General features: G+C 41.0%; 13 protein-coding genes and 1 pseudogene. 10 read left to right on the top strand and 4 right to left on the bottom strand.

What is annotated here, in order from left to right; translation table 11 throughout:
• Positions 1-3: 3 nt before the first annotated feature.
• The 3 genes from KFT32_RS07190 to KFT32_RS07180 are packed head-to-tail and all read left to right on the top strand — an operon-like array spanning position 4 to position 2,370.
• Positions 4-585, top strand: coding sequence for a class I SAM-dependent methyltransferase (locus tag KFT32_RS07190; RefSeq protein WP_211746467.1), 582 nt, complete (start codon positions 4-6; stop codon positions 583-585).
• A gap of 17 nt (positions 586-602) precedes the next feature.
• A complete protein-coding gene (locus KFT32_RS07185) occupies positions 603-1,304 on the top strand; it encodes a glycosyltransferase (RefSeq protein WP_211746466.1) in 702 nt (233 codons plus the stop codon).
• A gap of 19 nt (positions 1,305-1,323) precedes the next feature.
• Positions 1,324-2,370: a glycosyltransferase family 4 protein gene (locus KFT32_RS07180; RefSeq protein WP_211746465.1), complete on the top strand. Its 1,047-nt coding sequence runs from the start codon at positions 1,324-1,326 to the stop codon at positions 2,368-2,370.
• 122 nt (positions 2,371-2,492) lie between these two features.
• Here the strand turns inward: KFT32_RS07180 and KFT32_RS07175 are convergent, their stop codons facing one another.
• Entirely contained in the window at positions 2,493-3,767 is a 1,275-nt protein-coding gene (locus KFT32_RS07175) for an MFS transporter (RefSeq protein WP_211746464.1), read from the bottom strand.
• Positions 3,768-3,939: 172 nt separating this feature from the next.
• The gene (locus tag KFT32_RS07170; protein ID WP_211746463.1) at positions 3,940-4,836 is read right to left on the bottom strand and encodes a LysR family transcriptional regulator; all 897 of its coding nucleotides are present in this window, start codon (positions 4,834-4,836) and stop codon (positions 3,940-3,942) included.
• Positions 4,837-5,203: 367 nt separating this feature from the next.
• On the opposite strand from KFT32_RS07170, the gene KFT32_RS07165 reads away from it, so the two are divergent.
• From KFT32_RS07165 to aroD, 4 genes are all read left to right on the top strand, one after another.
• Positions 5,204-7,189: an NAD(P)/FAD-dependent oxidoreductase gene (locus KFT32_RS07165; RefSeq protein WP_211746462.1), complete on the top strand. Its 1,986-nt coding sequence runs from the start codon at positions 5,204-5,206 to the stop codon at positions 7,187-7,189.
• A 135-nt stretch (positions 7,190-7,324) separates the two neighbouring features.
• Positions 7,325-8,188 carry a shikimate dehydrogenase gene (locus KFT32_RS07160; RefSeq protein ID WP_211746461.1) on the top strand — a complete coding sequence of 288 codons (864 nt, stop codon included), beginning with the start codon at positions 7,325-7,327 and terminating at the stop codon, positions 8,186-8,188.
• A 78-nt stretch (positions 8,189-8,266) separates the two neighbouring features.
• Positions 8,267-9,481 carry an MFS transporter gene (locus tag KFT32_RS07155; RefSeq protein WP_211746460.1) on the top strand — a complete coding sequence of 405 codons (1,215 nt, stop codon included), beginning with the start codon at positions 8,267-8,269 and terminating at the stop codon, positions 9,479-9,481.
• Positions 9,482-9,546: 65 nt separating this feature from the next.
• Positions 9,547-10,320 carry a type I 3-dehydroquinate dehydratase gene (aroD, locus tag KFT32_RS07150; protein ID WP_211746459.1) on the top strand — a complete coding sequence of 258 codons (774 nt, stop codon included), beginning with the start codon at positions 9,547-9,549 and terminating at the stop codon, positions 10,318-10,320.
• Positions 10,321-10,461: 141 nt separating this feature from the next.
• Here the strand turns inward: aroD and KFT32_RS07145 are convergent, their stop codons facing one another.
• Positions 10,462-10,677, bottom strand: a complete 216-nt coding sequence (locus tag KFT32_RS07145) for a hypothetical protein (protein WP_211746458.1) — start codon at positions 10,675-10,677, stop codon at positions 10,462-10,464.
• A gap of 408 nt (positions 10,678-11,085) precedes the next feature.
• Between KFT32_RS07145 and KFT32_RS07140 the strand changes: the two genes are divergently transcribed.
• Positions 11,086-11,547 carry a TrmO family methyltransferase domain-containing protein gene (locus KFT32_RS07140; RefSeq protein ID WP_211746457.1) on the top strand — a complete coding sequence of 154 codons (462 nt, stop codon included), beginning with the start codon at positions 11,086-11,088 and terminating at the stop codon, positions 11,545-11,547.
• Positions 11,548-11,997: 450 nt separating this feature from the next.
• On the opposite strand, the gene KFT32_RS07135 is transcribed toward KFT32_RS07140, so the two are convergent.
• Complete coding sequence (locus KFT32_RS07135; protein WP_249435733.1) at positions 11,998-12,783, bottom strand: polysaccharide deacetylase family protein; 786 nt, start codon at positions 12,781-12,783, stop codon at positions 11,998-12,000.
• A 522-nt stretch (positions 12,784-13,305) separates the two neighbouring features.
• On the opposite strand from KFT32_RS07135, the pseudogene KFT32_RS07130 reads away from it, so the two are divergent.
• Positions 13,306-13,837, top strand: a pseudogene (locus tag KFT32_RS07130) (GNAT family N-acetyltransferase).
• Between the two features lie 238 nt (positions 13,838-14,075).
• Entirely contained in the window at positions 14,076-14,582 is a 507-nt protein-coding gene (locus KFT32_RS07125) for a GNAT family N-acetyltransferase (RefSeq protein WP_211746455.1), read from the top strand.
• Positions 14,583-14,836 lie beyond the last annotated feature (254 nt).

Here is a 14,836-nt window from a genome sequence, read left to right as displayed (position 1 = left end):
ACGATGTATCATGAAATACAGAACGCCGATTTTTTGCCATTATTGTGTGAACTCCTTCGGTTCTCGGATAGTGTGCTTGATGTGGGTAGCGGTCTAGGTGTACTACTGGAATATTATGAGTGCAGACTCATTGTAGCTTTAGAAATCCATCGACCTTATCTCGAACATCGAGTATATCAAGCTCCGCATGTCATCCCCCTGAATGCAGACGCAAAATTCATGGATCAATTGTTTCTTCCAAACTCCTTCACTACTGTAACGCTAATTGATTCTCTTGAACATTTCACTAAAAAAGAGGGTACTCGTGTACTCCAGCAGGCAGAGCAAATTGCTAAACATCGAATTATTATCTTTACTCCGCGCGGTTTTTTTCCTCAAAAGGGTGTGGATCATTACAATTTGAAAGGTGAAGTTTATCAAAAACATTACAGCGGTTGGGAAGCTGAGGAACTGATCGATCTCGGCTATCACGTCATCGTGCTCAAGGGATTCCATAACACGAATAACCCTTCCTTCGAGGAGTCCTATGGTACAGGACATGAACCGGTCGACGCACTTATAGCTTGGAAAACCCTTGATGTATAGAGAGAGGTGAATAAGCGATGTACAACAATCCCGTCGTTTCCATCGTCATCCCATTTTATAATGACGGATACATCGCGGAAGCGATTGAAAGTGCGCTGATGCAAACTTATCCGCATATTGAAATTATTGTGGTGGATGATGGGTCAACCCAGCATACGGAACTTATTACACCCTACAAAGATCGGATTCTCTATCTTCCTAAGGTGAATGGAGGAACGGCTACAGCACTAAATACGGGAATTGTGCATGCGAAGGGACGATATTTTGCTTGGCTAAGCAGTGACGATGCTTTTCTTCCTAACAAAGTAGAGACACAAGTAAAGTACATGATGGAGAAACAATTGTCTTTTACCCACTCGGCATATCACTATATGAATGTTCTTAGTCAGGAGACAGAGACGATGTATCCGAATCTTGGCAGAAGATCAGCCATGATACAAACTCTTTTATCGTATTGTCCGATTAACGGATGCACCGTGATGCTCGATATGCAAGTGTTCAGTAAAGTGGGACTATTCAATCCCAATTTTCGGTATGCGCATGATTATGAGATGTGGCTCCGGCTTCTTCCTCACTTTGAACTGGGGTGTATCGATATCCCGCTCATTAAGTACAGGATGCATGATCAAATGGGAACGGCAAGGCATAGTCAGGAGATCGCAGAAGAGGTTGTCCGCATTCAGAATCTTCATAGACCTGCCTTACTGTCGTCCCTTTAATGTAAGGGAGGTGAAGGACTTGCGTTATATTATACCTATATATACATTATGTCACGGAGGGGCACAGCGGATGCTGTCTGAACTGGCTAATCGGCTTGTTGAAACTGGTCATGAAGTTCTTATCGTGATGCCTGCCCAAGGTGTTGTAGAGTACGAGATTAAAGCTCAAATTTTACAGCTAACCGACACGGCTTTATTATCACATCATTTTCCTAAAGGAGACGTTATATTATCTAACTTTTATACGACAGCCTATCCTGCTCAGCAAGCGAGTGAGGAAGGGAAAGGTCTTCATATTCGGTTATCTTTGTGTTATGAACCTACCTTTTTAAAAGAAAATCAATACTCCTTTCCATCGTACCATCTAACTCCACACTTGCTTGTATTGTCCCGGTGGCAGCAGGATATGATCTTTCTTAATCATGGAATAAGGGGCCGGATTGTACCTGTGGGTGTAAGTGGATTTTTCCATAACATGAATATTCGCAAGCAATTAAATGGACCTTTGAATATTACTTCTATCTACCGTAAGGAAGAAGGAGATTTTTCGTGGCATCGGGAACAAAAATATTTGCTTGCCCAGCTTGATCTTGTGAAGGCCGCCCATCCTGAAGTATCTCTTAATCTCATCACACCGCCTGGTGAGTATGCAGAATCTGAAGATATACAGTACCTACGATCCACGGGGAAATATAAAATGTACACCCCATTTAACGATGAAGAGTTACGATATCATTACAATCAAACGGATATCTATGTCAGTTCAGGTTCATATGATACAGGTTCACTTCCGGGACTGGAAGCCATGAGATGTGGAGCCGCTCTTGTTACATGTTATTCGGGCGGAAATACGGAGTATGCTGTGCATGAACGGAATTGTCTAATGTCCTACAGGTACGAAAATCGTCTGGCGAAAGATGTCATTCGGCTCATCGAAGATCGTAGCCTTCGAGAAAAACTTGCCAAGAAAGGTGAGCGTGACTCAAATGTCTTCACATGGGAGAAAAGCTACAATGAGCTAGAGCGGATTGTGAACGATATTGTGAGCCGAGCCAATGCAATTTAACCTGAGGAAACATAGGAACACTGGATTTATAAATTTGGATATGTTTTATGCTCAAAAACCCCCTGCTTGTGAGGTAGGGGGTTCTTTCACTGAGTAATCAAACTCAGAATGAGCAGGTTATATTAATACAGAAGGTCTTGTTTCTCTTTTAAAGAGGAAGACTTTTTCCTGAAAGAAAACGTTCTGGTTAGAAATACACTAGCGTATCGGTGATTGACAACGATCGCGAGAACAATGCTGATCAGGTTAATAGCAACGGCTAGTTCAAATACACTCGATACACTAAGACGTTCCAATAGAATACCCGTTACGAAGGGAATCGTTGTATATGAGATGGAAGTAGCCGTATAAATGAATCCGGTAATCTGTCCTTTACGTTCACTGAAAAACTCACTCATGACAGTTAGTGTTAACTGCAGCACACCTGATATAGAGAACCCAATGGCAAAGACATTCACAATAACAGCCATCGGAGATCTTACGGTCAGTAGCAGAATGAATGCAAAAAGGGAAAGAATAGGATATAACAGCACTACATTAACAGGTTTTAACCATTTGCGTAGTGCAATGACTAGAAAAACGACAGATACTAGAGACCCGATATTGTAATAGCTAATTAGTTTAAGTGAATCTGACTCTGTCAAACCAATGATCTGCTGCCCATAAGTAGGCAGCCATAACTGCATGATATATAAGAGGGCAGGTCCAGTGAACCCAAGTAAAATCAAGCATAATCCTTCAATCCGAAAACGCGGCTGAGAGTGAACAACCGGTTGTTGTGGTGTTTCATTATTTGTCGTATCTGTATCTACTTCATCTTTGTTGTTCATGCTTGGGAACTTAGCTTTATAGATGAAGACGGTATTCAGGAGAAAAATGACGGCAGGAAGGAAAAAGGCATAACCATAAAACCAACCTTGGTTCATAAAAAATAAAATCATAATCGGTAATAGTGCTGCTCCAACGGAAATCACGCCTCTAACTACTACGGTTGCCGAACCGGCAGATTTAGGAAAGGCTTCAATCAGTGCCGGGTAGGTACCCGAATCCATTGACGCATTGGCAATCCCTGCGAGTACCGCAAAAACAAGGGCAGTGCCCAAATTCGGACTAAGCGGAATACCAATGAGAAAGACGGCCATGAGTAGCCCGGCTGCAATAATAAATGGCTTTCGTCCAAGGCGGTCAGATAATACACCGGACACATAGAGTGTAAAAAGACGGCCAAAACCGATAGCGGATACTAAGAGACTGATACCGGCAGCATTTGTATGAAGGGTTTCGGTCAAAAATGTCATGTGAGATGCCAAAATAATATTGACCATACCGTATAGGAAATAGTTGATGTACATACCGGAAGCTGCATGGATGTAATTATTTTTCAGGATATGTTTCATGATGTACTCCACCTTACCGATAATGATAGTGAAAAAAATCACAAACGATGAGACAACAATATAAAAATTCAACTCGAACTCTCAATCTGGAGTATAAAGTACATCGTTATATAAATCAATAGATTATATTTAAGGGAAATATGGACTTGATTTCCATTTATCATTTCATGTTTTATTGAACCGTTCCTTGGCAGTAACCAATTACGAAATCACGAAACTGAACCGCGGCAGGTGACAGGTAACGGTTTTTTACAGTAGCCATATAGATATACCGCTGATAACTGGGGTTTGAAATGGGCAGTACTTTCACATCAAAGTGTTTTAAAGTGGAGATACGGGGCATAATACCAATTCCGTAATTTACAGTTACGAGGCCAGCCATCGCATTATCTTCCTCGATTTCGCAAATGATCTGCGGAGTCACATGAACTTGGGCAAACAGATCGTCAATAATGGGTCTGACCCCACTATCCTTATTAAAAAAAATAAAAGGATAACCCGCTGTATCCACCAAATCAATGTCATCCTGCTGAGCCAAGGGATGCTCCGGATGTACGATAACGACAAGTTCTTCTTTCGTAACCGGAATGAACTCAATTTCTTCTTGTTCCTCAGGGAGAAGGGAGCAGAATGCGATATCGAACTTATCATTCTTCAATTCCTGAATCAGATGTTGCGTATTCCCCTGATGAAAAGACAACGTAATATCTTTGAACTCTTCTTGAGAAGAAAAGGAATGAATCAGAGAAGGGGCAAAGTGGGAACCGAGCGTATAGATAAAAGCCAAATCGATTCTGCCATGACTTGGACTAGAAAGCGTCCGCATTTTTTGCTCTCCCTTTTCCAGTTCGGATAAAGCACGGTCGACATGTTCACGGAAGATACGGCCATATTTGGTCAAACGGACATTACGTCCTTTTTTTTCGAACAAGCGAACGCCAAGCTTCTTTTCTAGTTCTGCAATAGCATGGCTTAGACTGGGCTGGGTAATATGCAGTTTGGCAGATGCTTGTGTAAAATGTTCCATGTCAGCGAGCACCTGAAAGTACTGTAGATGTCTGAGGTTCAAGATAAATCATCCTTTCCTAATAAGTCACAATGAGAGAAGTAGACGTAGCAAATTATAGTGTAATATATAGACAAAATCTATGGATTTTCATAAAAAGATGAATTGGATTTATTAATATTCCCCATATATGATGATTGCATAACGTTCAGCTGAATAAAATTGAATGAGATAATGAATAGTGATTTGATTTACAAAACAAACGAAAAAGATGAAACATAGGGCCTCTCACCAAACATATTTAAGTAGCCGCCAATAAGAGCGGTTCTATTTTAGGACTTTTATGTGAAATAATTCACATTAGAAAAGTGCAAGACATAATGGATGCTGGCCTTGAGCAACATAGAATTGATAACTGGAGGAATAGAAAATGTATCCTACTATTTTTTCACCCTTAGCTGTGAAAAGCATGACCCTTAAAAACCGTATTGTTATGCCTCCCATGGGAACTAACTTTGCTGGTACAAATGGGGAAATGACGGCTAATCACATGAAATATTATGAGCAACGGGCAAAAGGTGGAACCGGCCTTATTATTGTGGAAAATGCTTGTTTAGATTTTCCGACCGGTTCCAACGGAACGACGCAACTTCGTATCGATCATGATCGATATATTCCAGGGTTCTATGAACTGACCGAACGTCTGCACAATCAAGGTGCTAAAGTAGCGATTCAGATCAACCATGCGGGTGCTTCTGCCGTACCTGATCGGATTGGTGGACAGCCGGTATCTTCTTCCAATATACCTTCGAAAGCAGGCGGAGCTATTCCTCGTCCACTCACAAAAGAAGAAATTTTGGAGATCGTAGAGAAATACGGTAAAGCGGCAAAACGCGTAAAAATGGCAGGGTTTGATGCCATTGAGATCCATGCAGGTCACTCTTATCTGCTGTGTCAGTTCTTATCACCACTATATAACAAACGTACCGATGAGTTCGGTGGCAGCTATGAAAATCGCGCCCGTTTTGCACGAATGGTCATTGACCGAATTAGAGCCGAAGTGGGACCTCTTTTCCCGATCATGCTTCGTATCAGTGCAGATGAATTTGTCGCTGGAGGCAATACACTGGAAGATTCGCTGCAATTACTTGATTACTTGAATGCTGAAGTAGACATTATCAATGTGTCGGCTGCAGTAAATGATTCCTTGCAATATCAGATCGATCAAATGAATCTGCCAGATGGCTGGCGTTCCTACCTAGCAAAAGCAGTACGTGACAAGTTCAATAAACCTACGATTGCTAGCGGTAACTTCCGTCATCCACAGGTGGCTGAGGATGTGCTGTCCAAAGGCGAGGCTGATTTGATTGCCATCGGCCGGGGACTCATTGCTGATCCGGATTGGGTAAGTAAGGTAAGCCGTGGTGAGGAAGAACTGCTGCGTAAATGTATTTCCTGTAACATTGGCTGTGCGGGACACCGGATTGCGCTGAACCGTCCAATCAAATGTACAGTGAACCCAGATGTGATTCATGGTGATGAGTATATGGAGCAACAGGTGAAGAGAAAAACCAATGTTGTTGTCATCGGCGGAGGTACAGCCGGCCTCGAAGCAGCATGTACTGCCGCAGAAGTCGGTTGCAACACATTCCTATTTGAGCAGAAATCGTATCTAGGCGGGCTTGCGAGTGAAATTTCAAGATTGCCTGACAAAAAACGTATTGCAGATTTCCCGAAATATTTGATTCAAAGAAGTAAACGATTGAAAAATCTAATTACTTTTACAGGAACCAAAGCAGATATCCCTATGATCGAGAATTTGAAACCAGATGTGATTGTCAATGCAACAGGCTCTAAGCCTCTGCTTCCACCAATTCAAGGATTGTTAGAACATATTGATAAGCCGGGAAGCCATGTTCATTCTATTTTCAGTCTGCTGAGTGATGTGAATCAGTTCCCTGAAATGGAAGGCAAGAAGGTGGCGGTCATTGGCGGAGGTGCTGTAGGATTAGATGTGGTAGAATTCTTTGCAGCACAAAAAGCAGAGGTTATCATTGTAGAAAGATTGCCTGAGCTAGGAAAAGATCTTGATATTATTACCCGATTGTCTATGATGAGTATGCTTAAGAAACATAATGTCGATGTGCGAACCAGCACTTCGTTGATTGAAGTTTGCGCTGATCATTTTAAACTAGAGTATGAAGGTGAAATGAATAATCTTGATTTTGACTACGGATTTGTGTGCTTGGGTATGAGACCAGAACGACCTGAACTAAGCGAGATCGAGCAACACTTTAAGGATCAGGATGTACAGGTGATTAATATCGGAGACAGCTTAGGTGCACGTAAAATTTTGGATGGGGTACGCGAAGGTAGAAATGTACTGTCCACCTTGAAAAAAATAGGTTCATTATAAAATGAAATCTGGTGAGCTGAGTGCTGGAACGATGCTTTAAGCACTCAGACCATCATTCACATAACAAAGTAGACCGAGTTTGGTCTTGTCTTTGAATAAATAATGAAATGCAGACAACTAAAGGAGATGTTAACAATGGCAGAACGTATTTCAGGAAAAACGAAACTTATTGGGTTACTTGGAACTCCGATTTCTCACAGCTTGTCCCCGAAGATGCATAATGAAGCTTTTGCAAAACTTGGTTTGGACTATGTATATTTGGCATTTGAGGTTGGTAATGAGCAGCTTCCTGGTGTAATTCAAGGTTTCCGTTCCCTTAATGTACGCGGCTGTAACGTAACCATGCCTAATAAAACGGTTGTTCTTCAATATTTGGACAAGTTATCACCGGCTGCTGAATTAGCTGGGGCCGTAAACACAGTAGTTAATGATAATGGAGTGCTTACTGGACATATCACGGATGGGGTAGGGTACATGAGAGCACTCAAAGAAGATGGAATTGACATCATCGGTAAGAAAATGACCATTGCTGGTGCTGGTGGAGCGGCTACAGCGATCAGCATTCAGGCAGCACTGGATGGTGTGAAGGAAATTTCTATTTTCAACAGAAAAGACGAATTTTATGACCGTGCGAAACAAACGATCAAAAATATTATGGAAAAAACAGATTGCAAAGTTCAACTATTTGATCTGGAGCAAACGGATAAACTTTATAAAGAAGTGGAAGATAGCGCTATTTTCACGAATGCAACAGGTGTAGGCATGAAGCCGCTCGTAGGTCAAAGTCTGATTACCGATCCTGCTGTACTGCGGAGTGACTTGATTGTATCCGATGTTGTATATATTCCGCAAAAAACGCGTCTACTCGAAATGGCGGAAGAACAAGGCTGCCGTACGATTAATGGTCTTGGCATGATGTTATGGCAGGGAGCAGAAGCATTCAAAATCTGGACAGGGGAAGATATGCCTGTTGACTATATTAAAGGATTGTTATTTTAGGAAGGTGGACACCTTCTTATGAGTGACTTTGTGAATTTTTTAACAATGTAATCTACTCTAAAGGAGCAGTGAACTTTTGTGAAGAATAAGTATATGCCGACGGCATTAGCTTTGTATATCAACTATTTTGTACATGGTATGGGTGCGATTATCCTTGCACAGAATATGGGGTTCTTGAGTGAACAGCTAAATACCGATAGTGCGGGGATCTCCTATGTGATTTCCGCGCTCGGTATCGGGCGATTACTCGTGCTGTTTATTTCGGGTGTACTGTCCGACAAACTGGGCCGGAAACCGTTTGTTTTTATCGGGATGGGGATGTATGCCGTGTTCTTCGTCGGGATTTTGTTATCTCCGAACGTGACCGTCGCCTTTATCTTTGCCCTGCTCGCAGGGATGGCGAACTCGGTACTCGATTCCGGTACTTACCCGGCACTTATGGAAGCTTTCCCGAAAGCGGCAGGTACCGCAAATGTTATCATTAAAGCATTTATTTCCGGTGGTCAATTTGCACTTCCTATGATCATCAGCGTGCTGATCAGCAGCAACTTGTACTACGGTTATTCGTTCCTGATCTGTGTAGCGATCTTTATCGTGAATGGTTTGTTCCTTATTCGCTTGCCATTCCCTGATCAAGAACAGCAGGAAGAGCAGCAGACATCAGTTAGGGATGCAGATGAGAATAACTCTGCAAGAAAACCTAGTTTCTGGATTGAAGGTCTGTGCCTGATTCTGATTGGATATACCGCAACAGCCACTTTTTATCTGATCTCTGTATGGCTGCCAACGTATGGAGAGCAAGTAGCAGGCATGACCAATACATCATCTTTGAAACTGATCAGTTATTATAGTGTTGGATCTTTAATCTCGGTATTTGTAACTTCTTATCTTGTAAAAAGTCTGGTGAAGCCTGTAACTTTTGTATTTATTTATCCGCTGATTTCTTTTATCGCACTGATTGTACTATGGGCGTTCCCATCTGCAACCGTATGCGTACTCGCAGGGTTTGTGATTGGTTTCTCTGCAGCTGGCGGCGTATTGCAGCTCGCACTTACAACGATGTCCGAACTCTTCCCGACCAGCAAAGGGAAAATTACCGGTATTGTTTATACGGCATCAAGCCTTGCTACATTCTCAATTCCTGTAATAACAGGTATACTATCCAAAACAAGTATCAGCAGTATTATCCTATTCGATGCGATCGTTACGCTTGTCGGTGTTATTCTGGCTATTGTTGTTAATATCCGTTACCGGAAAGTAATGAACGCACCACTAAAAGCAGTACACAGCTGAGGAGAATAGGCAGTTCTATCTTACATTAGTCATTTCTTATACAGAAGATAAAGGAGTCTATCGATATGCAAAACACCCTAAAACCTGTCATCGTTAAAAATGTTGCTATTGGCGAAGGTGCACCAAAAATTTGCGTTCCGCTCGTAGGAGAAACCGTTGAACAATTGAAAGAAGAGGCACGTTTTCTAGAGTCCCAGGATTTAGACGTTATCGAATGGCGTGTTGATTTTTATGAACATGTGGAAGATATAGAAAAAGTGAAAGAAGCGTTAACCGAAATTCGTACGATTCTACCGTCCTTACCTATTATCTTTACCTTCCGCAGCGCGAAAGAAGGCGGGGAAAAAGAAGTAAGCACTTCTTATTATGTAGAACTGAATCAAGCGATTGCGGCAACCGGTCAAGTGGACATCGTGGATGCTGAATTGTTTACTGGGGATGCAGAAGTGAAAGCTATTGTTGATACTGCACATAAACATAATGTGTATGTAATTATCTCGAACCATGATTTTGACAAAACACCATCCAAAGAAGAAATCGTATCCCGCCTTCGTAAGGCACAGGAACTTGGTGGAGATATTCCGAAACTTGCAGCAATGCCGCAAAGTGTCTCTGACGTACTGATGCTGATGGACGCAACTCATACGATGAAAGAACAGTATGCAGACAGACCGATCATTACGATGTCCATGGCGGGTCAAGGTGTAATCAGCCGTATTGCGGGTGAACTGTTTGGTTCTGCACTGACCTTTGGTGCTGCCAAAAAAGCTTCCGCTCCAGGTCAGGTGCCTGTTGGCGAGCTTCGCGATGTACTGAGCATGCTGCATAAGCATATGTAAATCAATTAGTCATCAGACGGAGTGAAGAGATTAGTATAAAAATATGTATGATAAAAAACGCTTGAGCTGTTATAGCTCAAGCGTTTTTTGTGATAGGGTATGGCTAAATTTGAGATGACCCAAATCTTTGGGTACGACGAACTAGGGTGCTGAGTCAAAGTTCGAGAAGTGAAATGGATCTATCTGTATCGAGTGTTTGTCTAATGTCTCAGCGACTGTGCTCTTAGAATCTGCAAAGGGTTCGGTTACGGGCGCTGTATTGCCTCCATAAATCTGAGATATAGTCACAACACCTGCGACAATCAGCATGACTGCAATTGCGCTATTCCTTAATCTTTTAAAGGGCTCTTTCCTCACTATGTATGTCTCCTCTAGGGTGTATTGGAATTCGATTATAGCCTAGTAGTATCCCTATGACAAAACTATTGCTTATAGTGCCCTGGATGTAAGAGATACCATGGCGTAAATTCAGAGCTTTTCTTTAAGAACCTTGGGTTTAATGCCAAGGTTTTTTTCTGTAACTGGTGATAGTAGGTGTAAAACCTTACTCGTTTATACAGAAGATTGTATAATGTTGCAGCGTCCATTAAGCTAACGGGCAGGTTAGTTGAACAAATTGAAAAATTCAGATATGATAAGTTCATAACATAAAACAAAACACAGTTTCACTGAGTGAAACAGTTTAAAGAGTAATACAAAGTTCGAAGAATTAGTACTACTGACATTGCTCACTGTTTACTGCTTCGAAAATTAGGAGGTAACATTATGAATATTAATATGAAACCAATTGCCTATGTCAGAAACAGTCGAGAAACAATAGAAGATGATAATTGGGGTGAAATTGTATCTTCTATAGAACTTGCAGATGGATATACTGAACAAAGTCTTTTAGGTATTGAGGATTTCTCCCATGTGGAAGTCATCTTTTACTTTGACAAAGTAAAAGATGACAATATTGAAATTGATGCAAGACACCCACGGAATAACAAAGCGTACCCAAAGGTAGGAATCTTTGCCCAACGTGGTAAGAATAGACCGAATAAAATTGGACTAACTACAGTAGAATTGATAAGGCGTGAGGGTAAAAAGATTTATGTAAAAGGTCTTGATGCCATAAATGAAACACCAATATTAGATTTAAAACCTGTAATGAAGGAATTTACTCAACTATGGGAGATTAAACAACCGCTCTGGGTCTCAGACCTCATGAAAAATTACTGGGTGTAACCGATTGGGTAATAAACTTCGAATATTATCTAGCGGAAACTGATAGCAAATGGATACAAGAGCTAACTCATAGCGAAGGTGTACGGGGAGACTTCGTAATTGATACGACACTGGACACATTTATGTACCAAGTGTCCCTAAACTAACGGGAAACATTAGAGCAAAAATAGCATGGAGCAGTTTGCCGGTGGGCAGCTGCTCCATTTTTCGATAAGCTAACGGGATAGGATACTTCTATGAAGACACAACGGCAGTGGACCTACGCGAACGGCTGCCGTTGTTTTGGAGCTAACAGAATGCATTATGCTTTATTGAAAGCAGATTTTGGGAAAGGAGATGCTTCTAATAGGTCTAAATTTTAGAAGAGCCATAGAAAGGCATGCTTTGACGCCTTTTATTTTTAGCGTTTAACTTAATGCTCCAATACGAATAGATGATTAAAATCCAATATCAAGGGAGTTTTCGAATAAAAGTAGCCATTGACTGATCGCCAGGTATTCGAACGCGATGGAGAGTTAAATATCCCTGTTTTTTCTCGGCGTAACCAGGTTTTGTCGTTACGGCAAATTCAAATCCAGCACGCTTAACGACCTGTATTACATTCTGATTGAATTTACCGGAAGGATAAGCAAAAGCAATTATGGGATGCCCCAATCTCTTCTCAAACCTTTGTTTAGCTCCCGAAATTTCGTCCTCAAGTTGTAACTGGTTGCTTTTTGTCAAATCTACATGATGCCGGGTATGCACACCAATTTCAATGAGTTCAGATTGTTCCATTTCCTTTGCTTGAGTCCAATTTAAGTGATTGGGTGAACCAATAAAATCGCTGGTGGCGAATATTGTTGCTTTCATTTGAAACTTTTTTAAGATCGGATAAGCGTCTGTAAAATTATCTAAATAGCCATCGTCAAAAGTAATCAAAATCGGTTTATCCGGGAGCCATTGACTCGTCTTCCAACTCATTAAATCCTTGAACGTGATGGGATTATATCCGGAATTCTTTAAATGTTCCATTTGTTTATAAAATACTTTTGGGGGCACAGAAAGCGTATTAGATTGATTGATGCTAATCGAATGGTACATCAAGATAGGAATAGATTCTGTGCTGTTGACTCGTGAGATCAATTGAGTTTCTGGTGCAGAATGTTTTTTCTCTATTTGTGATTGGAGAGGAGGATTCGCTTCTTCTTCCCATCCGCTTATTAACATACTAATGAACAAAAGAAAAATGTACATAATGTGCAATTTACTCCACCTCCAAATATATCTTGTGCATTTCAGAGCAAAAAAAAACTAGGGAATTTTCAAGTTTTCGCTAATAGGACACGATAATTGAATCATGACATAGCGGTAGCCAGTCAATTGACGAGTGATAAAAACATGTTCCCATTACCGATTAGGTGAATATCTAAGTGGGAGTTGGTGAGTCTTTTTTGAATGATTGAAAAGCAAAAGGCTGGTTTATGGTCAAGAGACTAGCTTCATTGCTCGGAAGTATCTCGACCTACTGTGACCCCATTTGAAATGGATACCAAGCTCATCTCAATGAGCACTTTGGCAAAAGAAATGTGAAAGCGCTTTTGGATGAAGAGGTGAAATATATACCGAGATCGTACTTTGTGCTGAACCTGTCATTCTTGAGGGACAAGAACTTGTACCGATTTTCGATTAATATGTATCTAATCGGTCTTCAACCGTTAATTCAGTAAATGCTCAAATAAATGTTGTTTCATATTTTAATTGAATTGGGGTGGCGAGATGATGAACTCAGTTGAGTTGGTGAAACCTTCAGCTGCATATAAGGACGAGTATATGTTTTTTTACAAATATTGGATGTAAAATGAGCAAGATATTACCCCGTGGGTAGTGAAGAAAGATCCTTCTAATTTTGATTCAATGATTGATTTTTTGTATTCGGAAGATACAGAGGATAAAATAGCGAACGAGAATGTTGTCCCCCATTCTACATTCTGGCTTATAGACAAATATTCAAATAAAGTAATTGGTGCAGTAAATATTAGACACAGACTTAATGAAAAACTCTTTAATTGCGGCGGACATATCGGTTTACGGAATACGTCCATCAGAAAGAAGAAAAGGCTATGCCTCCATACTATTAGCAATAACACTTGAAATAACAAGAGATATGGGATTAAACAAAGTTCTCCTAGTATGTGATAAAGGAAATTTTGCATCAGAAAAAACCATTATAAAGAATGGTGGTCAGTTTGAGTCTGAGTATGTGGAGGAGAATGGGAACGTTGTAAGACGGTTCTGGATACTCTTATGAACCTTTTTTTACTGTGGAATCTACCTATATATTCAAATTCATTACGCTAACGGGCAATTTAACATGGTTTATCGTAGTGGTTGGTGTTGAATTTAAGTCATGGGTGGAAGCCAACAAAAGCAGCTGGAAAAGTTACATACCATTCATGCTTCGCTAGTTGCGACTAAGCTTCTATTATAATTTATGATATTCTATTGATAGGATGAAGCGAGAGATCCAAGAAAGGCAGGCACATGTCATGAGGCTTATGTTTCCACACGTGAATACAGCGGAAGAAATCGCTGAGGTTGCTCGATTAGCGGAAGAAATATGGCGTGAATATTATGTTTCCATTATTACAATCGAGCAGATTGATTACATGATTGGCAAGTACCAATCAGTTCCAGCGATTACGGATCAGATCCATCATCAGGGCTACGAATATTACTTGATCCATAACGATGGCTCTGCAGTCGGATATATTTCGGCCAGACAAGAAGAGGGGAAGCTCTTCTTGAGCAAGTTTTATATAGGAAAGGAGTACAGGGGACGCAGCTATGCCAGCCAAGCGTTGGCATTCCTGGAGAAGCTGTGCAAAGACCGAAACCTAAGCCATATTTGGCTGACGGTCAATCGTCATAATGAATCCAGTATTGCGGTATATGAGAAAAAAGGCTTTCGGACCGTACGGGAACAAATTGCGGATATCGGGAATGGGTTCGTCATGGATGATTTTATTATGGAAAAAGAAATTCCGGTCCCATAAGCGAATAGAGGCGATACTCGTCTTTTGTTGAATGATTCACATGGCTCCCAACCTGCCCGCATATTATTTGGATCTGAAACGAATTGAAAGTAACTCATCATTTATGAACTCGTTCAACTAACGGAGAACGTTAGTTCAGTAACAACAAGTAAGCAGCCGCTTAAAAGTTCGGCTGCTTTTTCTTTAAGCTAACGGGCAGGATAGCGTGGTGTGCTAGTTATATTTAATCAATTAAAGATAACCATATATCAGTT

The sequence above is a fragment of the Paenibacillus sp. Marseille-Q4541 genome (assembly GCF_018310695.1).
GTDB lineage: Bacteria > Bacillota > Bacilli > Paenibacillales > Paenibacillaceae > Paenibacillus.
Note: the sequence above shows the minus strand (reverse complement) of the source record. Positions and strands in the feature narration are given on the sequence as shown.

What these genes read in the sequence shown, in the direction of transcription:
- KFT32_RS07190 (WP_211746467.1), top strand. Translation starts at nt 4, where the DNA reads ATGTATCATGAAATACAGAACGCCGATTTTTTGCCATTATTGTGTGAA.
- KFT32_RS07185 (WP_211746466.1), top strand. Translation starts at nt 603, where the DNA reads ATGTACAACAATCCCGTCGTTTCCATCGTCATCCCATTTTATAATGAC.
- KFT32_RS07175 (WP_211746464.1), bottom strand. Translation starts at nt 3,767, where the DNA reads ATGAAACATATCCTGAAAAATAATTACATCCATGCAGCTTCCGGTATG.
- KFT32_RS07165 (WP_211746462.1), top strand. Translation starts at nt 5,204, where the DNA reads ATGTATCCTACTATTTTTTCACCCTTAGCTGTGAAAAGCATGACCCTT.
- KFT32_RS07160 (WP_211746461.1), top strand. Translation starts at nt 7,325, where the DNA reads ATGGCAGAACGTATTTCAGGAAAAACGAAACTTATTGGGTTACTTGGA.
- aroD (WP_211746459.1), top strand. Translation starts at nt 9,547, where the DNA reads ATGCAAAACACCCTAAAACCTGTCATCGTTAAAAATGTTGCTATTGGC.
- KFT32_RS07140 (WP_211746457.1), top strand. Translation starts at nt 11,086, where the DNA reads ATGAATATTAATATGAAACCAATTGCCTATGTCAGAAACAGTCGAGAA.
- KFT32_RS07135 (WP_249435733.1), bottom strand. Translation starts at nt 12,783, where the DNA reads ATGTACATTTTTCTTTTGTTCATTAGTATGTTAATAAGCGGATGGGAA.
- KFT32_RS07125 (WP_211746455.1), top strand. Translation starts at nt 14,076, where the DNA reads ATGAGGCTTATGTTTCCACACGTGAATACAGCGGAAGAAATCGCTGAG.